Here is a 24,666-nt window from a genome sequence, read left to right on the forward strand (position 1 = left end):
TTGATGATCTGGATCCATTTGCTGGCAGGAACCGTACAGGGTCAACGGATTGTTACCGGCGCAGAACGCATGGATCAATATCTGCCTTTGCTTACAAACAAACGGGTAGCGCTGCTGGTGAACCAAACTTCCGTAGTGGCAGGCCGGAATCTGGTGGATACACTATTGAAGCGTGGTGTGCATATCGTTAAAATTTTCAGTCCGGAACATGGTTTCAGAGGTATGGCTTCTGCGGGTGAACAAGTACACAATAGCACGGATTCTGTAATCGGATTACCTGTGATTTCGTTGTATGGTGAAGGCCATTACAAACCTTCGGCAGCCGATCTGCAGGACGTAGATATTCTGGTGTATGATATTCAGGATGTAGGTGTACGGTTTTATACTTACATTTCCTCCTTGCAATATCTGATGGAAGCTGCAGCTGAACATCATCTCCCGCTCCTTGTGCTGGATCGTCCCAATCCGAATGGTTTTTATGTGGATGGGCCGGTACTGGACACGGCTTTTCGTTCATTTGTGGGCATGCAGCCCATACCTATCGTGTATGGTATGACGGTCGGCGAATACGCCCGTATGTTGAATGGAGAAGGCTGGCTGGCTCATCATGATACTTGTGCACTCACGGTGATTCCATGTTTGCATTACACGCACGATAGTTTGTATCAATTACCGGTGCCTCCCTCACCCAATCTGCGAACCATGAATGCGGTTTATCTGTATCCGTCTCTGTGTTTGTTTGAAGGCACCGTGATCAGCGTAGGACGTGGTACCGATCATCCTTTTGAAGTATTCGGTCATCCGAATTTTCCGCATCGGGATTTTCAGTTCACCCCCCAAAGTCGGCCAGGAGCCATGCATCCGTTGTATGAAAATCAGATATGCTATGGCTTTTCCCTGATTCAATCGCCTGAAAAAACACTGAAACAAATTAATCATCATTTGCAACTGAAATGGCTGATACAAGCTTATACATTATATCCCGATCGCAGTCATTTCTTCAATGCCTATTTTCCCAAGCTTGCCGGCAATGCGCAATTGCAAAAACAAATCATGGAGGGCATGTCTGAAAAAGCTATCCAGCAAAGCTGGAAACCTGCATTGGACCAGTTTTTGAAGATTCGGGCCAAATATCTGCTTTATCCCTGATGGATATGTCAAATAAAAAATTACGGATTGTTTTCTTAGGTACTGCAGCCTTTGGTGTGCCTGCATTGGAAGCGTTGATTCGTTCTTCACATGAAGTTATAGGTGTGGTTACAGCACCCGATAAACCTGCCGGGCGTGGACTTCACCTGTCAAAATCGCCAGTGAAGCAGGTTGCAGAGCAATACCATATTCCCATCTGGCAACCTGTGAGGTTAAAAGACCCTGCATTTTTGGCCGATATGCAGGCTCTTCGCCCTGATCTGCAGGTGGTGGTGGCTTTTCGCATGATGCCGGAAGTGCTATGGAAACTGCCTCCCATGGGTACCATCAACGTCCATGCCTCGTTGCTTCCCGATTATCGGGGTGCCGCACCCATTCAATGGGCCATCATCAACGGAGAAACTGAGACTGGCATCAGCATTTTTCAATTATCTCATGAAATTGATACAGGCGATATTTTGTCCCAGACCCGTGTTCCCATCCTGCCCGGCGAAACAGCCGGAGCATTGCATGATCGGCTGAAAATCATAGGAGCTGAGCTGTTGGTCAAAACCATTGATGATATGGTAAACCATCGGCTGCAGCCCATACCCCAGCATCAACTCATCAAGCCGGGTATGGTATTGCATCCTGCACCTAAAATTCACAAAGAGGATGCTCATATCCATTGGGATCGTGGTGCCAAGGAAATCGTTCAGCTGATACTGGGTATGAACCCTTCGCCGGTAGCCTGGACTTTGCTCGATGGTAAAATGTTGCGCATTTTCCGCGCACATGTTTGCTTGCCTTTATCTAAGCCTGAAGTACCTCCTGGTACTTTGGATACGGATGGTAAAACATACCTGCATTTTGCTGCTGCCGATGGATGGGTGGCTGTAGAAGAACTGCAGCTGGAAGGCCGCAAGCGCCTACCAGTACGGGAATTTCTGAAAGGATTTAGAGGATGAAAATTATTTTTCTTCCGATACAAAATAATGTACAATGCAGAAGAACTTATCCTGCGTGGTACCCAGATCTTTTTGGGCAGCATCGCTGATCTTTACGATAAGATTGGCATTTTCTCCGAGTTTGGGAATACCATCCAGTACTTTTGCATAAATAGATTTGCCATTTAATGGATTGGTAATCTGGATAATTTGTCCGCGTGGTGCCTGGTTGAACAACACATAATATTTCCTGGATGAAGGCGGAATATTGCTTGAAAACCAACCGCCCGCACCTCTGATCTCTGCCTGTTTCCAGCCCTGCTGTCGGGATTGCTGCAGGTAATCATCCAGAAACGGACTTACCTGATTTTCTGCATTCGCAGATGAAACAGTGGATACGGATGAAACCGCTTGCCTGTTCACTTCTGAAGAAGCAACAGTTTCATTGATCGGCAAAGAAGTATTTTGTGCAAGAGAAAAATGGGTTGTTTCTGGTGCTGCGGGCAATGGTGGCGGAATATGTCCGTGTACAGCAGGCTTGGGTGCAATCACACCCAATAAAGATGTTGTATTGCGATTTGCAGGTCGGATGGAATCATCCACCGAGGACTGGAGGATACGCATATTATGAGATGCGGTTGATGAAAAAGGCAATGCATCGGCGTTGAATCGCATGAATCCCACCACCAGCAGTTGTCCGCTGCGGATGTCATTGCCGCTGAGATGATTCCAGTTACGCAGATCTTCTACCGTTGCCGATGGATAAAGTCTGCTGATATGATAAAGAGTTTCGCCAGGTTTTACTTGATGAAAGACAGGCTGATAACCGGCAGATGGAACCTGATGGGGTTGAATAAAATTTTCTGCAAGCAGGGGAATCTTGATTTGGGTGTACAGACGCAGCGCACTGTCTGTAGTCATCCCGTTTGCACGGGCTATTAATGCCGGATTCAGGCGATAAATCTGTCCAAGCCGGAACCATGTTTCACCTGGCATCACCCGATGTTCAATGAATAACCGAGCCTCATCTGGCTGACTACTGGTCTGCTGCTCATGAACAATGGCCTGAGCAGAAGCCAAACGAATTACAAACAGGCAAAACAATATAATCCCGCAAATGCCTTTCATCTGCACTGATTTTTTTGTGTAAAATTAATTCATGGAATGCACATGCCTGCAGTTACAAAAAGTTTAACGCCATGTTTGCAGGATTTTGTGAATAAAAAAATTCAGCTTTTACGTTCTTCCTGCATCAGCATGTGAAGAGCATGTTGCAGGGAACCCGCTGCTTTTACCTCGCCTGCATTTACCAGAAAAATTTCATCGGCATGTTCAATGGTATTAAGCCGATGGGCAATGAGAATACGGGTGGTGGTTTCAGGGAGCTTGTTTAAAATAGTTTCCAGTTGTTTTTCTGTAACAGTATCAATGTTGGCTGTTGCTTCATCCAGAATCAGAATTTCCGGATGCCGGAGCACAGCGCGGATGAAAGCAATAAGCTGTTTTTGTCCTAAGCTTAAAACATTTGCTGCAGATGTGATGCGTGTCTGTAAGCCTTCATCAAATTTGTCAAGCAATACATCCAGTCCATACTCCTGCAAAAGACGCATGAGTTCTTTTTCTGTATAACGTACATATTTCTCATTGCCATACAGGATATTTTCCCGGATGGTTCCTGTAAATAAAAAAGGATCCTGCAGGATAAAGCCTATTTTTTTTGTGCGAATTTCAGAAGTATAGCTGCGAAGATCCTGTCCATCCAAATATATCGTGCCTGAAACCGGATCATACAATCGAGCTATCAGCGATGCGATGGTTGTTTTTCCGCCGCCTGTCGGGCCAATGAAAGCATAAGTTTTGCCTTTCTGAAGCTGAAAACTTACTTCGTGCAGGATTTCATGTTTTCCGTCATAACTGAAACTCACCTTATCAAAAATCAATTGATAGTTTGTTTCTATTCTGTGTGTAACGGGTTGCACAGCCAGATCGGATTCAAGCGAAAGAATATAGGAAATGCGATCCCATCCGGCCAGCGCAGTTTGAAATCCAGACCATAATGCAGCTATTTGCTGAAGTGGACTGTAAAAGCGATTTACATACACCAAAAAACTGATAAGCAAACCCACGGTGAAATGAGCTGTTGCAATCAGGTAAATGCCATAAGCCAGCACGATGAGCTGAGCCATATTGGAAAATAAACTATACACCGGCATCAGCAGATTGTTGGCTACGCCAGCCTGTATGGCAGCCTGGTAATTTTGCTGATTGACTGTTTCAAACCGATTGCGGAAATAATCCCTTCGGTTAAAGGCGATGATGGTTTTAAAATTATGCAGGCTTTCCTGAATTTCGGCACTCATACCACCTGTGGTTCTCAGGCTGTATGCATTTTTGTTTTTCACCCATTTTGATGTAAGTTGGGTGAATATGAAAATGCCGGCTGCTGGTACCAGTGCTGCCAATCCAAGCGAGGGATGCACCGAAATCAAAAAAATGCCGGCGCCCACCATGGTAACAATCAACCCGATAAAACGCATCAGCGATTGGGAAATAAATTGATTGATTTTATCTGTATCACTGTTGATTCGAGAAATAAGATCTCCGGATTGGTTTTGATGAAAAAATGCCAGAGGCAATTCCTGAAGTTTTTGAAAAATCTGATTGCGAAGTTTGTAGAGCACTTCCTGCCCAACCACACCCATTAGAAGCGTTTGCAGATAATTACATACCCAGGCCAGGATATACATGCCCAGCAAAATCCAACCTTTTATCCACACGCCCTGCATGTGATGTTGCTGAATGTCATGGTCAATGGTATATCCGATTAACAAGGGCGCCACAAGCGTGAGCACTGCGTTCAGCAGCATAGTTATCCAGGCAAGAATCAGCCTGTTTTTTTCGTCGCCAACAAGGGGTGCGAGCCTGCGGATTACCTGCATGCTGCTTTTGCGCGTCTGATCGGCCTGCTGAATATCATACAGATTGTACTGCATAGTGGCTCGTGCTTCTTTGAGAGGAATAAATTTGCACATACTCCGGACTGCTGTGCATTAGTGTTTCATGTGTTCCTGCTGCAATCAGCTCTCCTTCCATGAGCAGTATAATCTGGTCATAATCTTTCACTGGTTCAATGGATTGTGTAACGGATATCAAAGTAATCTCAGGATAATGCTGTTGTAAATTGTGCATGATTTTTCTTTCGGTTTGCACATCCACTCTTGCTGTGAATTCATCCAGCAGCAGGATGCGTGGCTGCAATGCCAGTGCGCGGGCCAGCATCAATCTTTGCTTTTGCCCGCCCGATAAACTCGTACCTCGTTCTGAGACAAGGGTATCAAGTCCCCGGGGCAGTTGTGCAACAAATTCACGCAGTTCTGCAGCAGCAAGTGCTTTTTGTATATCGGCTTCCGTAACCTTGGGATGGAAAGCAATGTTTTCCCGCAAACTCATGTGAAACACAATGCTATCCTGAAATACCATTCCAATCTGGCTATACCATACATCCGGATCATAATCCCGGATGGGTTTCCCGTCAAACAAAATTTCTCCTTCATCGGGTTGCACCAGTCCCACCAACAGATAGAGCAACTGTGTCTTCCCTGCCGCTGTGGGGCCAATGATGGCCGTACGGGTTCCTGCAGCAACGGAAAAAGATATATCTTTTAAAACGGGCTTTCCCTGATAGCTCAATGAAACATGCCTGACTTCTATATTTCCTTTCAGGGTGTCACGAATGGTGCCTGCCGGTGCGGGATCCGGCGCATCCAGTACATGCTGGATTCTTTGGTAAGATGCACTGGCGCGGGCAATCACATTGCTCATGAAACCAATCAACAGAATGGGAAATACCAGCATGGAAATATAACTGTTGAATGCTGCAAAATCGCCCAACGTCATGTGACCGGTAATTACAAAATGCCCGCCCATCACCAGCACAGCCAGGATAGCCAGGTTAGATGCCAGAGAAATTACCGGAATCAGCACGGCAAATCGTTTCATAATGGCAATGCCCAAACCGCGCGCACGATCGCTGACTTCCATGAATTTCTCATTTTCCGACCGCTCAGCATGTAATACGCGAATCAGAGCAGCACCTATGATATTTTCGCTGATGACCCGGTTTAACCAGTCAATAACTTCCTGCGATTTCCGAAACAAGGGCCTGACTTTTTTCATCACCTGAAAAAACACACCTCCGATGATGGGTATCATCAACAGCACCACCATGGCCAGTTTCCAGTTGATACTAATCAGCAAAATGCTGGCACCCACAATAATGATAACAGAAGAAAGAATGGAAACAACAGCCTGTGAAATAAATGTTTTCACGGCATCCACATCAGAAGTGAGATGCGTAAGCAGCCTTGCTGGCCCTACGTGTTCCAGATACAGATAACTTTGCTTTGAGATTTTTTCAGAAAGCTGGCTTCGCAATTCCTTCGCAACCTTTTCGGAAGCATAGGTTTGCAGCATACTCTGCAGATAGGAAAACAAAAAAATCAGCAAAACAGCCACCAGAAATTTTTCAATCAATATCCGGAAAACAAGATGGCCAGCTGCATAATCATCAATGCCATGCGCAATAATCTGCGGAATCCATAAGTTAATGCCATTGCTGAGCAAAGCCGTCAGCGTGAGCAACAACATCAAACCCGCATACGGTTTTATCAGCCGATACATGCCGGATGAAGAAGCGGATGGACGTGACGAGACTTGTTGTGCAGCAACAGACGGCATCGCAATTACCCTTGACAAAAAATGTATGCGAAGATACATCCATAAGCAACTACCTGCCAACCTTTATTCGGTGAACAGATGTCAGACATCGGTAAATATCTGAATGCTTTGTTTTTCATGCCGGCCGTTGTATTTTCGTTGCATGTTTTTCAAATCTTAACCTTTCGTTATGCGTGTTACACTATATTTTTCTTTCTGCCTGCTTATTGTTGTTTCCTTTCGCTTGCCTGCACAACAGCTTTACATGCCACGTAATGTGAAACAAGCTTTAGAAAAAGGCACACGTTCGCTGAATGGTATGCCTGGCCCAAACTACTGGCAAAACAAAGGGAAATACAACCTGACTATCATCGTACAGCCACCTTCACGGGAAATTTCAGGTCATGAAACCATCACATATTACAACAACAGTCCGGATACGCTGAAATATCTGGTCATGCGCCTGGTTCTGAATGTGCATAAACCGGAAGCACTCCGCTACATGGATGTGGACAGCAACTGGTTTACCGATGGTATTGTGGTGGATCAGATACAGGTGAATGGCGAGCCGGTTGTTTTCGATAATCCGCGTTTTCATTTTACCTGGCAGAATCTGGCTTTGCCCCAGCCTTTGTTTCCGCACGACAGCGTGCAGCTGACTGTTGACTGGCATTTTACCCTGGCGCGCAGCCGTGGGCGGGAAGGCGTGATTGATTCCACCACTTTTTATCTGGCTTATTTTTATCCGCGTGTTTCGGTGTACGACGATTACAATGGTTGGGACAGGCTTGACTTTACCGGTTATCAGGAGTTTTACAATGATTTCAACGATTATCGCCTGCAGGTAAAGGTGCCGAAAAACTTTGTGGTGTGGGCTACCGGTGTATTGCTGAATCCCGATGGGGTGTTGCAGCCTGAAATAGCGCAGCGATTGAAACAAGCCGATCATTCAGATAATGTGATTCATGTGGCTACCCTTGAAGATATGCTGCAACATAGGGTTACAGCCGATCATGACTGGAATGTGTGGCAATGGGAAGCTCAGCATGTAAGCGATGTGGCTGTAGCAATCAGCGATCATTATGTCTGGGATGCAGGTAGCGTGGTGGTCGATTCCCAATCCATGCGAAGAGTGAGCGTACAAGCAGCTTACAATGATACAGCAGCCGACTTCCATCGTGCCGTTGAAATAGGCCGGTTTACGCTGTCGTGGTATTCCCGCAATTGGCCCGGCATTCCTTATCCTTATCCCAAAATGACGGTGGTGCAGGGTTATGCCGATATGGAATATCCTATGATGGTAAACGATGCCACCACGCCCAACCTCTATTTTTCTCAGCTGGTGGAAAATCATGAAATCGGGCATACGTATTTCCCGTTTTTTATGGGTACAAATGAAAGCCGCTATGCATTTATGGACGAAGGATGGGCTACTACCCTGGAATACTGGATCGGTGAAGCAGAACGTGGAAAAGCCGCTGCCGATAGCTTTTACAAACAATTCCGGATCACCCGCTGGATTCACGATCCTTCACAGGAAGAAGATTTGCCCATCATCACGCCATCCAACGTAGTGAGAGGCGTTGCTTATGGAAACAATGCCTATGGCAAACCTTCTCTGGCTTATATTGCCTTGCGTGATTTACTGGGCGATTCCCTGTTCCGCCGATGCCTTCACGCCTATATGCAGCGTTGGCATGGTAAACATCCCATCCCGTGGGATTTCTTCTATACTTTCAATGATGTTTCAGGAAAAAACCTGAATCCATTCTGGCAAAACTGGTTTTTCTCCAACGGATATGATGATCTGGCTATTGATCAGGTCAGGCATTCAGGGAACAATTATGAGATCACGATTAAAAATGTAGGCGGATTTATGATGCCGTTTGATCTGGTCGTGCAATATGCTCATCGCCAGCAGCGCCTACACTACACACCTGCCGTGTGGTCGCAACATCCAGATGCTTATACTATCAAGCTAAACAATTCTGAACCCATTCAAAGCCTGGAAATTGATCCCGGTATTTTTATGGATGCAAACATGAAAGATAATTTCTGGAAAAAATAATGATGCGAAATCTGCTGTGATGCGACCATCGCATGGATGAAGTCCTTTATTCACTTACCAGCATGGCTGCGCCGAACACACCTGCACTATCGCCCAGAGCGGGCGGGTAAATACGGGTGTCCAGTCTGTTGTTGAATACGTATTTGCGAATGCGCTGAAGACCTTCGGTGTAAAGCAGATCAATATTGGCCAAACCGCCGCCAAGGACGATTACATCCGGATCAACAATATTGATGACCACGGAAAGGGCTTTGCCAAAGTTTTCCAGCAAGCGCTCGATGGTCTGAGCGGCAGCCACTTCGTGCTGATGGAAACGTTGTACAATAGTTTTCAACTTTAACTGTTCGCCGGTTAATGAGGCATAATATCGTTCCAAAGCCGGTCCTGAAATCACGGTTTCTACACAGCCCGTTTTACCACAATAACAGGGACCGCCGGATTCATCGAGAAAATTATGCCCCCATTCGCCGGCAATACCTTGTGCACCATTGATGAGGTGATTGCGCACCACCAGCCCGCCACCCACGCCTGTGCCCATGATCACCCCAAACACCACTTCGGGATGCAGTTTTTCCCGTGCCACGCGCCCCAGGCGGCTTTCGGCAAGAGCAAAGCAATTGGCATCATTAGCCATGATAACAGGAATCTGCAACAAGTCTTCCAGATCCTTTTTCAAAGGCTGTCCGTTCAGGCAAACTGTGTTGCTGTTTTTCATCAGCCCCGTAACCGGATCGAGTGTACCCGGAGTGCCTATGCCCAGTCGGGCAGGCTTTAATCCGGTTTCCTGCATCAGCATACCTAATAGTTTACGGATCTGATGCAGGATATGCATATAACCCTGACTGGCTTCTGTATCAATCCGCAAACGGGCTATGGGCTTCAAATGCTCCACATCCCGCTGCCAGTCGGCCGGCAATACGACACCTTCAATTTTGGTGCCTCCCAGATCAATGCCCCAGATAGCTTGCATTTGCCATGAATTTTCGTTGAACAAGATAAGCAGTTTGTGGATATCGGATTAACTTCAGTTCATCAACCCGATAGCTTCCATGCACAGCCTGCAGGGAAATACCCGTCTGATCAGGATGGGGAAAAAACAACAGGGTCGCAGCTTTTTGTCCACCATTCACAAACAGTTCCACACTGCATTTATCCAGGAATACATCGAGCCGAATTTGCTGATCAGGCCTGAGTTGCATGCGGATGATGGCCGGAAAATGGGAATCAAAATGGGTGATGCCACTGCGGCTTCTGTCAACCTGCAGCGCTCCAGTAGCGGCATCATAATTCACCCAGATAGCTGAATCACCATGCTGAGCTATGGCCCATTTCACCATTCCTTTTATTTGGCTGAGCTCAAGGGAAAGTTTGCCGACTGTAAACGGATAATTGCTTTGCTGCTTGTTGGCCGGGCTGATTTGCAACTCGTGTGCTTCATCCACCAGGCGATTTCTGATCTGCACGGAATCAACGGCCAGCTGTCCGATTTCATCCACAGGATATTGATAAAGCACAGGCTTGCCCTGCTCATTTTCGCGAAGCGTGAATACCCGCGGTGCAGTCATAAATCCCCGCCAGGGAAATGTAGGAATACGGGCAGCATAAGCCCAGTTATCCATCCAGGCGATGCAGATGCGTCGGCCGTCCGAACCGGGTATATCATTGTAAGTGGTGGCTGCGTAAAAATCCGTGCCCTCATCCACTTTCCGTATCCGATCTACTGGCTCATCAGCCACAAACGTTTTACCGTTGAATGTACCGATGAAATATTGCACATCATATTGCACCGAAATCATCAATACCCATTTCGTTTGGTCTGTGGGTTTCCCGGAAGCGTCTTTCACTTGAAGGGGGAATAAATCAGGACATTCCCAGACGTTGCTGGTATCACCGGCCGGACCAAAGGATCCGGTGTGCTGCCAATGAATCAGATCCGCAGAACGAAAAAACTGCACTTGATGCTGTTCGGGGAATGAAACCACCATCACCCACTGACTGTCGGGCGCATACCAGAAAACCTTGGGATCGCGGAAATCGCGCATGTGCAGGTCCAGCACCGGATTATGCGCATATTTTCTCCAGGTATGGCCTCCGTCGAGGCTATAGGCGATATGCTGTGACTGAGTATATTGTTCGGGATGCAAACGATCCGGAATATGATGCGAAGTGTAAACAGCCACCAGCGGAGGATGGGACGCTGAGCCCAATCCGGATGTATTGAAACTATCCAGCACAGCTGATCCGGAAAATATCATGCCCTCCGGGCCTTCAGGAATGGCCACCGGCCAGTTTTGCCAGTGCACCAAATCTTTGCTAACCGCATGTCCCCAGCTCATGTGTCCCCATTCCATGCCATCGGGATTGTATTGATAAAACAAATGATACAGCCCATTTGCAAATACCAGCCCGTTCGGATCATTGGTCCAATTTACCGGTGGTGTGAAATGATAGACGGGCCGATAAGGTTCACGGTAAGTGGGACGAATTTCAACCTGCGCATAAACCCGGCAGATGCAGAGATGCACCATGAAGAATACAAATATGCTCCATCTGCGCATGGGAAGGGATTTAAATATTTGTGGAATTATTTTCCTACCCGATCCAATGGCTTGCGATGATGATCTTTTAATTTTCGGAATTGCGTAGGCGTAAATCCGGTCATCCGTTTGAACTGCCCCGATAAATGTGCCACGCTGCTGTAGCCCAATTCTTCTGCAATTTCACTGAGCGACATTTCACCATACGAAAGCAATTCCTTTACCTTTTCAATTTTTTGCAACATCACATATTGTTCAATGGTAATGTTTTCATGTTCGGAAAACAGATTGCTGAGATAATGATAATCTTTTTGCAGGGTTTCACTCAGGAAAGTGGAAAAATTGACAGGCATTGTTTTCATTTTCCCATGCTGCACCCAGTCTATGGCTGCATGTTTGATGGCTTCCAGCAGACGGATTTTTTTATCTTCAATCAGTGCAAAACCTTCCTGTTGCAATAATTTATTTAACTCATCTTTTTCTTCTGTCGTAAGCTCTCTTCCAATCACAGCATTGCCGAGGCTCACCGAAACCACGGGCAGATGAAGCTGCTGCAGGACCTGTGTTACCACTTTCACACATCTGTCACAAACCATGTTTTTGATGTATAATACTGTGGTAGCCATTGCTCAGTTGATTAATCCCCATTTCACGCCGATCCGCACACCGAAATCCGGATAAGGATAATGCGGAGCAGCAAAATTGGGATTAAAGATAAAACTATTTAACCTTTCTGCACGAATGTAACCCACAAACGAACGAATCCTGAAATGCAGCAGTGCAGCTATTTCTGGCGAGTTGCGGATGCGTTGCTGGTTTTGATATACAAATTGTCCAAGCAGTGGCGAATAATCCGGTGCATCAAAAGGTGTATTGTATTTTATTTCAATGCCTGTACAAATTTGCAAATGGTAGTTAAACAAATAGTTTTCATACGTCAGCCGTTCCCATGTCCACACTGCCGGTAGGGCCAGAGGTGGATTTCCGGTAATTTGCTGATAGGCTGCATCCGTATGCAGATGAAAATGATTCACACGGAAATCTTTCTGAAAATGTACCTGCAACAGGGTAAACGGCGAATGGTACTGATCGCTTTGATAAAAATTTTTCAGATAAGTATAGTTGGTGAACAAATAATATTTTACATCCAGCGCATAATGCAGGGCCGGATTCACTGCTGCAGCCTGCAACAGGGTAATATTTTCTTTATTCAGTCCGGGATTGATGATAGCAAACCTGTTCGACACAAAGCGTTGATAAATTGCTGAAGGTGTTCGGTTGATATTTTCTGCATGCAATTCCACATATCCCAGTTTTCGGCTTACATATCTGCTCAGAGATGCCAGCGCATGATAATTGCCGAAATAATCTCCTGCCAGATACAGTGCACCATACAACCGCATGTCCCATTTCTGGTTACGTGTTTTATTGCGATATTCTACATGTCCGAAAATATTGTGCAAATGTTGCTTCCCTGAAAGATCCGTACCCGTAATCCATTCATCAGTAATGCCTTCGCGAAGAAATTGATTTTGATTTTTGGGAAATGGAAACTGCACCAGCGATAAATCATTGCTGATTCGCTTCCAGTCATGCCATGCCACGATGCTGCTATCCTGCGGATTCGAAATCAGGGGATAATGTATCCGGTAAAAATATGCATCAAGTGTGTCATTCTGGACAATGGTATCTCGATATTGTTCAGTAAGATGTTCAAAAAGAAAAGTATGCTGAATCCGAAAAATGGGATAAAAACGATACATCACCGTGGTATCGTTAATTTTCACCGAGTCTCCCCTGCCCCAATCATATTCATGTGAAAACAAAAAATCTTTTTCCTTATATTCTGTTTTTACGGGGATGGATGTCGTAAAGAATGAAAAACCACTCGACGCATTATTGCCTCCCAGGAAAGTAGCTATTGTTTGCCGATCGCTGTGAATTGGATCTTTCAGATCAGCATCATTTACAATACCTCCATTCTCTCCGGTTTGTTCATTGTTGCCAATTACAGCTGCATAAGCATGGTAACGTTGTTTTCGGGAATCAAACCTGGCAGTAATGGCATAGTTGTCATCATTTGTATTTTGATTGCGGAAATAACCGGGAGAATTGATTTTCCGATAATGCCCCGAGATATTGAAATTGCGTTTGTGATTTTGTGTATGAAACACATCAATCACCTGTTCCTGTTTGGGCCCTACGAGATAACGTAATTCGGTATAAGGACCTGTGGTCTGATAAAAACGGGCGCTATCAATAGGAAAACTATAAAGATCCAATGCATGAAAACCCGCATCCCATCCGGCTTTCAGTACGGGATGAAAAATCAAATCATAACCTGGGTTGCCAATATTTCCCAGATATGCATCAGAAGATCGCAACGGAAAATACTTGTAAAAGTTATTGATGGATGAGTCCAGGTAATGTGGCACCACATCATTCAGGTAATGATAGTACAGGAGAATGGTATCATTCACACGATGTTCAAGATGAAAGGAATCTGAACCGCCGGTTGTGGATCTGCCCATTGCACCCATAGCACCAATCCGGGGCAATTGTGCATATACATGCGCATATCCGCACATGATCAGAAGCAATATGCAACCTGTTTCTATCAGTCGCTTTATTCTTCTGTGTTGCACGGATAACAATGTCAGATACTTTTGATCAGTTCAATAAAGATGCTGCTCATCGTAGGTTCTGAGGCTCGTGCTGCTGCCAGCACCTCTTCATGGCTGATCATATTGTTTTCTTCCCGGATACCAATATCGGTTATCACACTCATGGCAAATACTTTCATGCCCATATGTACAGCCACAATAGTTTCGGGCACAGTACTCATACCAACGGCATCACCACCTATTCTGTGCAAAAATCGATACTCCGCACGGGTTTCAAAACTTGGCCCCTGCACACCTACATACACTCCCTTGCGCAACAAAATATTTCTTTGTGCAGCGATATGAAAAGCTTTTGCAATCAACTCCTGGGAATAAGGTTCACTCATATCCGGAAAACGCGGCCCCAGGCTATCATCATTTTTTCCACGCAAAGGATGTTCGGGTTGCAGATTGATGTGATCGGTAATCACCATCAGATCTCCAACCTTGAATTGCGGATTTAATCCACCAGCGGCATTGGACAACAACAGATGTGAAACACCTAAATACTTCATCACCCGAACAGGAAAAGTAACTTCCTGCATGGAATATCCTTCATAATAATGAAATCTGCCCGAAAGCACCCAGACGTTTTTCCCGGAAATATTTCCCAGGATCAATTCACCAGAATGTCCTTCTACGGTTGATACCGGAAAATGCGGAATAGATGCATAAGGCATGCGATGCATGATTTGCAGGTGACGGGTAAAACTTCCCAATCCGCTGCCCAGCACCACCGCAATGGATGCGCGATCGGGAATGTGCTGCTCAATGGCCGCACTGGCTTCCTGGATTTGTGTGCGAAGTGATAACATAGATATCCGGTATTATGGGTCGTGAATAACGTTTCAAAATCGGCTTCGCAAAATACAGAAAAACCATTTGCTAAAAGCAAACTTCTGTTTTTGCTTTACATGCAATCACGTGGCCTGTGGATGCCTTGCGTTCACATGATCTTCGGCTGCTTTTGGTCTATATGTCGAGAAAATTTTATTACTTTTAACACAAATTCATGCAGCATGAACCTATATCGGAAACTTTTCCTGCTTGCAGGTTTAACTCTGTTGCTGATTTCACATGCAGCATCGGCTCAGCGGGCTGTGGCCACGGTGCGGATTCAAACCAATATCCAAAAATGTGAGGCATGCAAACAAATATTGTTGAATTATCTCAAGCGGGAACCAGGAATTATTTCCGCAAATGTGAATACGTACAATAAAATTGTTACGGTTCGATATTATACGGAGCGCACCAATCCGCTTTATATTGAGTATGCCATTGCCAATGCTGGTTTTGATGCCGATACAGTCAAAGCCAATCCGGATTCATACCAGTTGCTCCCGCCATGCTGCAAAGACACAACCAGTCAGCAAAAACCACCTGCCAACAAATAGAACCAACTGGATAATTGACATCCATCTTTGATATTTGAAAATCTAAGGTTCGAAAAAAAATGAACACATGTTTAACAAACACTGGATCTGGTTAACGGGAATAACGGTTGCACTTAGTTTTCAGGCTATTGCCCAATCGCTGCCATTCAATGAACGGTTCAAGCATCAGTACTGGCCGGCGCATTGGATTTGTTGTCCGGATGTTCCGGCTTCGGCCTATGGGGTATTTCATTTCAGAAAAACCTTTCAGCTCGATACAGTTCCTGCTCAGCTAATCATTCATGTAACTGCCGATAACCGATATCATCTTTTTGTGAATGGACATGATGTGGGCCGTGGGCCCGCACGTGGCGATACTTACAACTGGAACGTTGAAACCTACGATATTGCTCCTTATCTCCAGCAAGGTAAAAATGTGCTGGCAGCTATGGTGTGGAATATGGGCGAATATGCTCCTATGGCACAGATTTCGGCCCGAACAGGCTTTTTGCTGCAGGCTGATGATACAGCCTGGGACAAGCTAAACACCAATCGCAGCTGGAAAGTATTGCACGATACCGCATATCTTCCCTGTGCCACGGAAACGGCCGCCCGCCTCCACACCTATTTGGTAACCGGCCCCGGCGATGCCGTCCGGGCAGCTGATTATCCCTGGGGTTGGGAACAAACAGACTATGATGATCATGCCTGGCGACAAGCAGCAGATGTGCCGGCAGCAGCCGTTCCTGCAGGCGTGGGTAGCGATAATGTATGGACATTGGTGCCTTCGCCTATTCCCCAAATGGAATATCGCCCCCAACGGCTCCAGGCCATTCGACTTTCTGCAACTCAGGGCAAAGAGTTCACCATCCGGGATACTTTTATCCAGCCTTCGCATCCCCTGCAGATTCCTGCACATCAACAAGTAAAAATTATTCTGGATCAGGGCCAGGAAACCGTTGCCTATCCTGTATTGCTTGTGAGTGGCGGAGCCGGAGCCAGCATTCGGATTACCTATGCCGAAGCTGCTGTGGATAGCAATGGGCAAAAAGGCAATCGCAATGAAATCAAAGGGAAAGAAATCCTCGGCTTGTATGACGAGTTTTACCCGGATGGAGGCAATGAACGTCGTTTCAGCCCGCTCTGGATCCGCGCTTACCGATACATTCAGCTGGATATCACCACTGCCGGCAACCCGCTCACGCTGGAAGATTTTTATGGGATTTATACTGGATATCCCTTTCATCGGTTGGCAACCTTTGCCAGCAATGATTCTTCCCTTCAGGCAATCTGGCGTGTAGGCTGGCATACAGCAAGATTGTGTGCAGGAGAAACTTATTTTGATTGCCCTTATTATGAACAATTGCAATACGAAGGCGATACCCGCATACAAGCGCTGATTTCTCTGTACAATACGGGCGATGATCGGCTGATGCGCAAGGCTATTCATGATTTTTATGATTCGCGCACACCCAACGGACTTACCCAGGGCCGCTTTCCGAGCCATCGTCTGCAAATCATTCCCCCCTATTCGCTGTTCTGGATTTCCATGTTGCATGATTACTGGATGTTGCGGCCTGATACCGAGTTTGTGAAATCTTATCTCTCCGGTTTACAACCCATTTTGAGCTGGTATGAAGCTCATGTGGATCCGGCCTACAATATGCTGGGGCCCATGGATTGGTGGAGCTTTGTGGATTGGGCTGCAACTTTTCCGGGTGGCGTACCTGCTGGCGCTACCGATGGGCATTCGGCCATTCTCACCTGTCAGTTTATTTATACCCTGCATCAGGCTGCAGATCTGTTGGATGCATTTGGTTTCACCCATCAGGCTGCCCATTATAGCCAGCTGGCTTTTCGCCTATCGCAGGGCGTTTTCACGCATTGCTTTGATATGCAACGCATGGAAATGGCCAATACACCTGAAAAGGAACAATTCAGCCAGCATGCATCCATCCTGGCCGTGTTGGCCGATGTGATTCCTGCCCAATGGCAAAAACAGGTGATGCAAAAAGTGCTTACTGATACTGCCCTGGATCAGGTAACTTTTTACTTTCGGTTTTACCTCATACAGGCCCTGGTGAAAGCGGGTCTGGCAGATAATTACTTAAATCAGCTGAGTCCCTGGCTGGATATGCTGAAAATTGGCCTTACCACCTTTGCCGAAAAGCCTGAGCCCACTCGCTCGGACTGTCACGCCTGGTCGGCCTGCCCGGCCTACGATTTTCTGGCAACCCTATGTGGCATAAGACCCGCCGCCCCGGGATTTGCAAAAGTGGCCATCACACCCCATCTGGGCAGCCTTACCCATTTGGTGGCTTCTATGCCCCATCCGCAGGGCATTATACAAGTTGAATTTTTCCAGGATAAAAAAGGAAAACTCACGGGCAGTATTTCTCTGCCTCAGCAATTGAACGGTTATCTGGAATGGAAAGGAATACGGATGAATCTGCACGGAGGCCAGCAATCCATCAATCTACCCTGAAGGATTCCAAATCAACATTGCGCATAGCTGTCAATGAATATGCCATTCACTGCAGCCAGCTTCTCAATGCGGATCAATTGGCCATCTTCAAGAATGAGGCATGTATCATCCATTCTATCAATATAGCCTTCCGCCCTGCATAATCCCCCGTCATCCACAATCAGGGATACCGGCAATCTTTTTTCAAAACAATCTTTCAGCATGGGCAGAAAGCGCTTTGCATCGGATACTGTAATACGTGTGTCCATGGTCATAACATGTAGGTGATATACTCCAAATTTACAACCCAAAAATAATACAAGGTAAAACCGGTTTTTTTTGACAAAAATCAGAGAATATCCTCCTCGCATAGAAAATGTATGTATGCAAACGTTTGACAACAAGGGGTTCATCAACAGGTTTTTATGTTAGATTTGCTTATGCAATACTGACTGCCTGTTGGTGATTGTACCATTTATTTGGTGAGTACACATTTGTGATTGGTTATGGGAGAAGGAACCCTTCGCGGGTTCTTTCTTTTTATGGGGTTAGTTGAGCAGTTTTTCTGAAACAGGCGATAATATGTAATTTCGGCCAGGCCTAAAGTGCAAGCAGATGTCATCACGCATGCCCACCATCAAAGAAATTGCAAAAATTGTAGGTATTTCTCCTTCGGCTGTATCACGCGCATTGCACGATCATCCCAGCATAGGGAAAGATACACGTGAACGGGTAAAACAGGTAGCGGCCGAATTAGGTTATGAACCCAATCAGCTGGCAATATATTTTCAGAAGCGCAGAACATTTACGGTGGGAGTGATTGTGGCCGATCTGGCTGAAGAATTTTTTTCAAAAGCCGTTTCAGGTATTGAAGACATGGCTCTTCAGCATGATTATACCGTGCTTATAGGTCAGTCGCACGATGATGAGCAGCAAGAACGAAGGCTTATTGAAACCATGAAGCGGCATCATGTGGATGGTTTGATATTGTCTATTGCCAAGCAAGTGAAACAGTATGATTATTATCAGCGGTTGCTGGAACAACGGTTACCGCTGGTGTTTTTTGATTGTGTGCCCGATATGCCGCAAATATGGGCCGTGGAGGCCGATCTGGTAGAAGGTGCCATGAAAGCCGTACGCTTTTTATTGCGCCAGGGACATCGCATCATTGCCCTGATCAACGGGCCTCAATCACTACCTGCAAGTTTGCAAAGGTTGCAGGGCTATCGCATGGCCATGGAAAAAAACCGGCTGAAATACGATCCCAATCTGACCCTGTTTACCGATCTGAGCCCCTCAAGCACTGCCCAGGCACTCAGGGAATTGTGTGATTACAAGCGAAAACCCACAGCTATTCTGGCATTTAATGATTATGTCGCTCTCGAACTCATGCATGAGCTCAGGCAACAACGTCCTGAAATCAGTGACAAAATAGCCATTGTAAGTTTTGCCAATCTGCACATCAACAAATATGTTGCCCATCCCCCCATAGCATCGCTTGAACAATTTCCCTATGAACAAGGACAAAAGGCTATGGAACTGATGATGCAGGCCATAGAAGAAAAAGTACAACATGGAAAACCTGCATCCACCCGAAGAATTACAGTTAGCCCCCGACTTGTGCTTCACGTGCAGGAAAAAAACACTGTTTAAACATGCATCATCCCTGTCCCCAGGTATCGGGCGATTGCCGCCATTGCTGCAAAACAGATAACTGCTCCTGCTGAATCATACCTTTCTGCAGAGCTACCTCCAGCAATGCTTCATAATCACTCAATGCATACACAGCAATACCAGCCTGCTGAAAAGATTTTCGTGCATGTTCAAATCCGTAATCAAATACAGCAACTACACCTTTTACATCTCCTCCAGCAGCCTTTAAAACTTCACAGGCCTGCAAACTGCTGCCACCGGTGGATATCAGATCTTCAACCACCACAATTTTTTGTCCGGGATGAAAAAAACCTTCAATCTGATTACCCAGGCCATGATCTTTCCGGCCAGAGCGTACATACACAAAACTCAGCTTCAGCAAATCTGCTGCCAGCACACCATGGGCAATGCCAGCCGTGGCCACCCCTGCAATGATTTCCGCATCCGGGAAACGCTGATCTATCAGATTGCTTAATTCGGATTTGATGTAATCCCGGATGTAAGGAAAAGAAAGAATACGACGATTGTCACAATAAATCGGCGATTTCCATCCGGAAGCCCAGGTAAAAGGCTTATCAGGACTCAATTTTACAGCATTGATGAAAAGCAGCTTCTCGGCTACTTGATGTGCAACCTCCATGCCACAAACCTAATTAAATTTTTATGAAAATAACGAAGCATCCATTCGTTACGCTGTCATGCCATGAATAAATTTTATTTTTGAAATGAATTTGATTGCTTATGGAACCATATATCATCTGGATACAGGAAAAACCTTTGATTGTATGTGAACAGCTGTCTGATATACCTGAAATTGTATTGCCAGCTTCATCATGGGAAAAATATCTGATAAATAATGCATCCCTCAACATCCAAACTTCCATTCAGGAACTGCAGCAAGGTGAAAAAGAAGCCTGTATCATTCAATCACAGGACATACAAACAATGTTTGAAGATATTAGCCGGAAGTTTGTGATGCGTGAAGCGGCCGGCGGATTGATCACAAACGAGCAACAGGATGTGTTATTAATTTTTCGGTTAGGTAAATGGGATTTGCCCAAAGGAAAAATTGAAGAAGGCGATGATCCTCAGCAAACGGCTTTAAGGGAAGTGCGTGAAGAAACGGGCCTGTATCATGTAGAAACAGAGCATCTCATTTGCCACACCTATCATGTTTACAACGACCGATTTACCAGGGAACAAACCCTTAAAAAAACACATTGGTTTAAGATGAAATTTACGGGAACGGAATTAACGGTTCCACAAATTGAAGAAGATATCCTGGATGCGCAATGGATTAAACCTGCACATATCGACAAATACCTGCGATATAGCTACGGAACCATCCGATATGTGTTTTTTCGTGCAGGGTATATCAGATAAAATTCGTGAATGAATGTATTATTTTTACACGTTTTTATTTCATTTTCTTATGGATATCAAAACACTTCTGCAGCAGGATCTCGAAAGAGAATTCAGTCTTACACACACGGCACTTGCACGTGTACCGGAAGCTCATTTTTCATGGAAACCTCATGAAAAATCTGCGTCTCTTGGCCAGCTTGCTTCGCACATAGCCACGCTGCCAAGATTCATCATGATTATCTTGCAGGAACCAGAAATTGATTTTGCACAGGCACCCCCACGCCGACCAGAGCCCCCAGAATCGCAAGCGGCATTATTGCATACATTTTCTGAATGGAAGCAACAAGTGTTGCAAGCCATTCAAGCTACGGATGAAAAGCATTTATTACAAGACTGGGCCACGCGCAATGGTGATACCATCATTCTGAAAGGGAAGCGCATACAGGTAATCCGGTGGTTTAGCCTGCATCATCTCATTCATCACCGGGCCGAACTGATTGTGTATTTGCGTTTGCTGAATGTTTCCGTGCCTGGTTTATATGGACCTTCGGCTGATGAGCCACCTGCCTGGATGCTTACAAAGTAAGATTTAAGGTTGTTCTTCCCTTAAATCTACCTTGCGATAGGCCAGCTGAAAGATTAGAGGAAATACCAGCAGGGAAAATGCAGTTGCAAAGATAAGTCCGCCTATCACAACCCGGGCCAGTGGCCGGGAGCTTTCCGAGCCGATACCTGTGGAAACAGCCGCAGGTAACAGTCCTAATATGTCCATCAAAGCTGTCATCAGCACAGGCCTTACATAAGCCCTTACTCCTTCGCGAATGGAACGGGTCAAGGCACCTGGTTGATGAACCCATCGGTCAAGCCGCTCTTTAAATGCTCCAATCAGCAATACACCTGTCAGAATACAAATTCCAAACAACGCAATAAATCCAATCCCTGCAGAAATACTGAAATTGGTATGCGTGATGAGCAATGCAGCAATTCCGCCCACAATAGCAAATGGAATATTGAGAAATACCAGCCCCGCATCTTTGACATTGCCAAACATGGAATACAACAAAATAAATATAAGCAGCAAACTGATGGGCACTACCTGGCGTAGCCGTTTGGATGCACGTTGTTCATTTTCAAAATCGCCCTGCCACATCATGGTATATCCTTTTTTCAGGTGAATGGCTGCGTTTACCTTTTGCTGAGCTTCTGCCACCGCGCTTCCCATATCCCTTCCTCTTACGGAAAACTTTACTGCAGCATAACGCTGATGATCATCTCTGAAAATCAGACAAGGACCCGTTTCAGTACTGATGTTGGCAATTTCTTTCAAAGGCACCTGCGTGCCCCTGATGGTTGGCACTAACAGATTACCGATATCATCGGCATTTTTGCGAAATTGTTCAGGAAACCTTACCCGGATATCAAAATGCTCAACACCCTCATAAAGTTGTGATGCGGCTTTTCCGCCAATAGCCATTTCGGTAACTGTTTGAGCATCCTGTGTAGTAACGCCATACATCGCCATTTTTTGTTGATTGAGATCTATGCGCAATTCGGGTTGTCCCAGATTTTTAATAACTCCTACGTCCTGAATACCTCTTACCGTTCTCAGAATATCAGCTATTTGCTCACATTTTTTTTGCATATAGGCCAAAGAATCACCAAATACTTTCACTACAATGGATCCTTTTACGCCCGATACGGCCTCCTCTACATTATCCATGATGGGTTGGGAAAAGTTTAAATCTGCACCAGGAATAACAGACAATCTCTGTTGCATGTCTGCAATCAATTTATCTTCGCTGAGATGAGAAGGCCATTGGGATTTGGGTTTAAGGGCCACATCAAATTCAACGTTGTAAAATCCAGTTACATCTGTGCCATCATCTGGCCTTCCTGTTTGCGATACCACCTTGGTTACTTCAGGAAAGGAAATTAATATTTCACGCATCTGATTGGCTACTTCCACGGCTTTTTGCAACGAAACGCTATAGGGCAGCTGCGCCCGTATCCAGAGTGAGCCTTCGTTGAGCTCAGGTAAAAATTCTGTTCCCAATAACCGAAAAGCATATAATCCAATGATGACTACCACGGCCGAAATAATAAGCGTTGGCCGCCTGTGCTGAAACGTAAACCGGAATGCACGCATCACCCAGCGTGTGGTGAGTTCTACAAAAGGGTTGCGTTTTTCATGTACATTTTTGTATAGCAATAAATGAATCAATACAGGTACAAGTGTAAGTGTGTAAAACAAAGCTCCCAATAAAGCAAAGCCAAGGGTATAGGCTAAGGGTGAAAACATTTTTCCTTCTACCTTTTGAAAGGAGAAGATGGGTATCAAAGCCATGATAATGATTAGCTTGGCAAAAAAGATGGATTTTCCCAGCTGGCCACCTCTTCGCTTGATCATTCCCATCTTGGCCAGCTTGTTGAATCTTTCCATCCCGATATCACTTGCTTTGTGATCAAGTAATACAAACATGCCTTCCACCATAATCACAGCACCGTCAATGATGATTCCGAAATCAACAGCACCCAATGATAACAGGTTGGCCGACATTCCCAACAACCGCAGACACATGAAAGCAAAAAACAACGATAGCGGAATGATGATGGCTACAATCAATGTAGTCCGCCAGTTGAACATGAACAAGGAAACAATAAGAGTAACCAGCAAAATGCCTTCAATCATATTATGCAACACCGTGTGTGTGGCATAATGAATGAGATCTTCCCGATCATAATACGGCACAATTTTTACATCAGCTGGTAAAATATGGTCATTCAGCTGGGCAATTTTTTGTTTAAGTCCGGCAATGACTTCATCCGGATTCTCTCCTCTCCGCATCAGTACAATACCTTCCACCGCATCAGGATTATCTTTTATAATTCGATTGCCTGCAGAATCGATGGCATCAGTTCTGCCCACCTCGCCTAATCGCGGCAAATTGGAAATGACCACATGTGCCACATCCTTTACCAGTACGGGTACACCATTGATTTGTGTGACAATCACATTTTCTATTTCATGAATATCGTTCAGCAAGCCAATACCACGCACCACATAGGCCTGATTGTTTTTTTCAATGATATCACCACCGATATTGATATTACTTCGTGCAATAGCTGAATAAACATCCAGCGGCGTAATTCCCAGGTCTTGAAGTTTTTGCGGGTTAACCTGCACTTCATAGGTTTTCACCATTCCACCAAAACTTACAATATCGGCCACGCCTGGCACTGATCGCAATTCCCGATCTACCACCCAATCGTTAATGGTCTTCAACTCACGCGGGTCACGAGATTTGCTTTCCAGTGTATAACGATAAATTTCGCCAGTGGGTGTGGTAGGAGGTTGTACTACAGGTGTAACCCCATCGGGCAAATCAGCATTGGGAAGCAAGTAATTTACCTGCATACGGGCTTCCTGATCCGTAACATGATCCTGGAAGTTAATGGTAACAACTGACAATCCAAATATGCTGGTGGAACGTAAACTTGTTTTTTTCTGTACAGGATTCATGGCAATTTCAATGGGGATCGTCACAAACTTCTCCACCTCTTCTGCACTGCGACCCGGCCATTGCGTGATAATGGTAATCTGTGTATTGGTTACATCCGGAAATGCTTCAATAGGCATCTGTTTGAAGCTGATGATGCCAGCAACAAGAAGAATAAGCGTAATGAAAAAAATAAAAAACCTGTTTTTCAGAGAAAATGCTACAATTCCGCGAATAAACTTTGACATATGCGGT

General features: G+C 45.4%; 19 protein-coding genes. 8 read left to right on the plus strand and 11 right to left on the minus strand.

The genetic code is table 11. The features are described 5' to 3' along the window. Positions 1 to 3 precede the first annotated feature (3 nt). Complete coding sequence (locus BM367_RS11695; RefSeq protein WP_245759994.1) at positions 4 to 1,149, plus strand: exo-beta-N-acetylmuramidase NamZ family protein; 1,146 nt, start codon at positions 4 to 6, stop codon at positions 1,147 to 1,149. Between the two features lie 5 nt (positions 1,150 to 1,154). Continuing rightward, positions 1,155 to 2,096, plus strand: a complete 942-nt coding sequence (fmt, locus tag BM367_RS11700; protein ID WP_092461053.1) for a methionyl-tRNA formyltransferase — start codon at positions 1,155 to 1,157, stop codon at positions 2,094 to 2,096. Positions 2,097 to 2,099: 3 nt separating this feature from the next. Here the strand turns inward: fmt and BM367_RS11705 are convergent, their stop codons facing one another. From BM367_RS11705 to BM367_RS11715, 3 genes are all read right to left on the minus strand, one after another. Continuing rightward, on the minus strand, positions 2,100 to 3,203 hold the full coding sequence (locus tag BM367_RS11705; RefSeq protein ID WP_092460700.1) for a LysM peptidoglycan-binding domain-containing protein: 1,104 nt from the start codon (positions 3,201 to 3,203) through the stop codon (positions 2,100 to 2,102). Between the two features lie 101 nt (positions 3,204 to 3,304). Then, positions 3,305 to 5,068 carry an ABC transporter ATP-binding protein gene (locus tag BM367_RS11710; protein ID WP_092460702.1) on the minus strand — a complete coding sequence of 588 codons (1,764 nt, stop codon included), beginning with the start codon at positions 5,066 to 5,068 and terminating at the stop codon, positions 3,305 to 3,307. Continuing rightward, entirely contained in the window at positions 5,049 to 6,812 is a 1,764-nt protein-coding gene (locus tag BM367_RS11715) for an ABC transporter ATP-binding protein (RefSeq protein ID WP_092460704.1), read from the minus strand. The genes BM367_RS11710 and BM367_RS11715 overlap by 20 nt, the downstream gene beginning before the upstream one ends. A 169-nt stretch (positions 6,813 to 6,981) precedes the next feature. On the opposite strand from BM367_RS11715, the gene BM367_RS11720 reads away from it, so the two are divergent. After that, the gene (locus tag BM367_RS11720; RefSeq protein WP_092460706.1) at positions 6,982 to 8,859 is read left to right on the plus strand and encodes a M1 family metallopeptidase; all 1,878 of its coding nucleotides are present in this window, start codon (positions 6,982 to 6,984) and stop codon (positions 8,857 to 8,859) included. 46 nt (positions 8,860 to 8,905) lie between these two features. On the opposite strand, the gene BM367_RS11725 is transcribed toward BM367_RS11720, so the two are convergent. Genes BM367_RS11725 through BM367_RS11745 form a run of 5 tightly spaced genes read right to left on the minus strand, consistent with a single transcriptional unit; the run spans position 8,906 to position 14,874 of the window. Then, positions 8,906 to 9,829, minus strand: a complete 924-nt coding sequence (locus BM367_RS11725; protein ID WP_092460708.1) for an ROK family protein — start codon at positions 9,827 to 9,829, stop codon at positions 8,906 to 8,908. Further along, positions 9,807 to 11,417 (minus strand): glycoside hydrolase family 32 protein, encoded by a 1,611-nt coding sequence (locus tag BM367_RS11730; RefSeq protein WP_092460710.1) that lies wholly within the window; start codon positions 11,415 to 11,417, stop codon positions 9,807 to 9,809. The genes BM367_RS11725 and BM367_RS11730 overlap by 23 nt, the downstream gene beginning before the upstream one ends. A 26-nt stretch (positions 11,418 to 11,443) precedes the next feature. After that, a complete protein-coding gene (locus tag BM367_RS11735; protein ID WP_222842634.1) occupies positions 11,444 to 11,992 on the minus strand; it encodes a helix-turn-helix domain-containing protein in 549 nt (182 codons plus the stop codon). Positions 11,993 to 12,025: 33 nt separating this feature from the next. Next, a complete protein-coding gene (locus BM367_RS11740) occupies positions 12,026 to 14,041 on the minus strand; it encodes a putative porin (protein ID WP_143104022.1) in 2,016 nt (671 codons plus the stop codon). 11 nt (positions 14,042 to 14,052) lie between these two features. Then, complete coding sequence (locus BM367_RS11745; RefSeq protein ID WP_092460715.1) at positions 14,053 to 14,874, minus strand: purine-nucleoside phosphorylase; 822 nt, start codon at positions 14,872 to 14,874, stop codon at positions 14,053 to 14,055. Between the two features lie 204 nt (positions 14,875 to 15,078). On the opposite strand from BM367_RS11745, the gene BM367_RS11750 reads away from it, so the two are divergent. Then, positions 15,079 to 15,453 carry a cation transporter gene (locus tag BM367_RS11750; protein WP_092460716.1) on the plus strand — a complete coding sequence of 125 codons (375 nt, stop codon included), beginning with the start codon at positions 15,079 to 15,081 and terminating at the stop codon, positions 15,451 to 15,453. A gap of 67 nt (positions 15,454 to 15,520) precedes the next feature. Beyond that, a complete protein-coding gene (locus BM367_RS11755; RefSeq protein ID WP_092460718.1) occupies positions 15,521 to 17,917 on the plus strand; it encodes an alpha-L-rhamnosidase-related protein in 2,397 nt (798 codons plus the stop codon). Positions 17,918 to 17,928: 11 nt separating this feature from the next. Here BM367_RS11755 and BM367_RS11760 read toward each other — a convergent pair whose 3' ends face one another. Beyond that, positions 17,929 to 18,165: a hypothetical protein gene (locus BM367_RS11760; protein WP_143104023.1), complete on the minus strand. Its 237-nt coding sequence runs from the start codon at positions 18,163 to 18,165 to the stop codon at positions 17,929 to 17,931. Positions 18,166 to 18,511: 346 nt separating this feature from the next. Between BM367_RS11760 and BM367_RS11765 the strand changes: the two genes are divergently transcribed. After that, a complete protein-coding gene (locus BM367_RS11765; RefSeq protein ID WP_092460721.1) occupies positions 18,512 to 19,549 on the plus strand; it encodes a LacI family DNA-binding transcriptional regulator in 1,038 nt (345 codons plus the stop codon). Positions 19,550 to 19,556: 7 nt separating this feature from the next. Here BM367_RS11765 and pyrE read toward each other — a convergent pair whose 3' ends face one another. Then, positions 19,557 to 20,189, minus strand: coding sequence for an orotate phosphoribosyltransferase (gene pyrE, locus BM367_RS11770; protein WP_092460723.1), 633 nt, complete (start codon positions 20,187 to 20,189; stop codon positions 19,557 to 19,559). Between the two features lie 101 nt (positions 20,190 to 20,290). Here pyrE and BM367_RS11775 point away from each other — a divergent pair, with 101 nt between their 5' ends. Together BM367_RS11775 and BM367_RS11780 are read left to right on the plus strand one after the other, a co-directional pair. Continuing rightward, complete coding sequence (locus BM367_RS11775; RefSeq protein ID WP_092460725.1) at positions 20,291 to 20,932, plus strand: NUDIX hydrolase; 642 nt, start codon at positions 20,291 to 20,293, stop codon at positions 20,930 to 20,932. A gap of 49 nt (positions 20,933 to 20,981) precedes the next feature. Continuing rightward, positions 20,982 to 21,500, plus strand: a complete 519-nt coding sequence (locus BM367_RS11780; protein ID WP_177224220.1) for a DinB family protein — start codon at positions 20,982 to 20,984, stop codon at positions 21,498 to 21,500. A gap of 3 nt (positions 21,501 to 21,503) precedes the next feature. Here BM367_RS11780 and BM367_RS11785 read toward each other — a convergent pair whose 3' ends face one another. Continuing rightward, positions 21,504 to 24,659 (minus strand): efflux RND transporter permease subunit, encoded by a 3,156-nt coding sequence (locus BM367_RS11785; RefSeq protein ID WP_092460728.1) that lies wholly within the window; start codon positions 24,657 to 24,659, stop codon positions 21,504 to 21,506. Between the last annotated feature and the right edge of the window lie 7 nt (positions 24,660 to 24,666).

Origin of the sequence: Thermoflavifilum thermophilum (assembly GCF_900116565.1) — a bacterium.
GTDB lineage: Bacteria > Bacteroidota > Bacteroidia > Chitinophagales > Chitinophagaceae > Thermoflavifilum > Thermoflavifilum thermophilum.

What these genes read in the sequence shown, in the direction of transcription:
- pyrE (WP_092460723.1), bottom strand. Translation starts at nt 20,189, where the DNA reads ATGGAGGTTGCACATCAAGTAGCCGAGAAGCTGCTTTTCATCAATGCT.
- BM367_RS11765 (WP_092460721.1), top strand. Translation starts at nt 18,512, where the DNA reads ATGTCATCACGCATGCCCACCATCAAAGAAATTGCAAAAATTGTAGGT.
- BM367_RS11760 (WP_143104023.1), bottom strand. Translation starts at nt 18,165, where the DNA reads ATGGACACACGTATTACAGTATCCGATGCAAAGCGCTTTCTGCCCATG.
- BM367_RS11785 (WP_092460728.1), bottom strand. Translation starts at nt 24,659, where the DNA reads ATGTCAAAGTTTATTCGCGGAATTGTAGCATTTTCTCTGAAAAACAGG.
- BM367_RS11715 (WP_092460704.1), bottom strand. Translation starts at nt 6,812, where the DNA reads ATGCCGTCTGTTGCTGCACAACAAGTCTCGTCACGTCCATCCGCTTCT.
- BM367_RS11695 (WP_245759994.1), top strand. Translation starts at nt 4, where the DNA reads ATGATCTGGATCCATTTGCTGGCAGGAACCGTACAGGGTCAACGGATT.
- BM367_RS11720 (WP_092460706.1), top strand. Translation starts at nt 6,982, where the DNA reads ATGCGTGTTACACTATATTTTTCTTTCTGCCTGCTTATTGTTGTTTCC.
- BM367_RS11775 (WP_092460725.1), top strand. Translation starts at nt 20,291, where the DNA reads ATGGAACCATATATCATCTGGATACAGGAAAAACCTTTGATTGTATGT.
- BM367_RS11755 (WP_092460718.1), top strand. Translation starts at nt 15,521, where the DNA reads ATGTTTAACAAACACTGGATCTGGTTAACGGGAATAACGGTTGCACTT.
- BM367_RS11710 (WP_092460702.1), bottom strand. Translation starts at nt 5,068, where the DNA reads ATGCAGTACAATCTGTATGATATTCAGCAGGCCGATCAGACGCGCAAA.
- BM367_RS11750 (WP_092460716.1), top strand. Translation starts at nt 15,079, where the DNA reads ATGAACCTATATCGGAAACTTTTCCTGCTTGCAGGTTTAACTCTGTTG.
- BM367_RS11725 (WP_092460708.1), bottom strand. Translation starts at nt 9,829, where the DNA reads ATGCAAGCTATCTGGGGCATTGATCTGGGAGGCACCAAAATTGAAGGT.
- BM367_RS11745 (WP_092460715.1), bottom strand. Translation starts at nt 14,874, where the DNA reads ATGTTATCACTTCGCACACAAATCCAGGAAGCCAGTGCGGCCATTGAG.
- BM367_RS11735 (WP_222842634.1), bottom strand. Translation starts at nt 11,992, where the DNA reads ATGGTTTGTGACAGATGTGTGAAAGTGGTAACACAGGTCCTGCAGCAG.
- BM367_RS11730 (WP_092460710.1), bottom strand. Translation starts at nt 11,417, where the DNA reads ATGCGCAGATGGAGCATATTTGTATTCTTCATGGTGCATCTCTGCATC.
- BM367_RS11705 (WP_092460700.1), bottom strand. Translation starts at nt 3,203, where the DNA reads ATGAAAGGCATTTGCGGGATTATATTGTTTTGCCTGTTTGTAATTCGT.
- BM367_RS11780 (WP_177224220.1), top strand. Translation starts at nt 20,982, where the DNA reads ATGGATATCAAAACACTTCTGCAGCAGGATCTCGAAAGAGAATTCAGT.
- fmt (WP_092461053.1), top strand. Translation starts at nt 1,155, where the DNA reads ATGTCAAATAAAAAATTACGGATTGTTTTCTTAGGTACTGCAGCCTTT.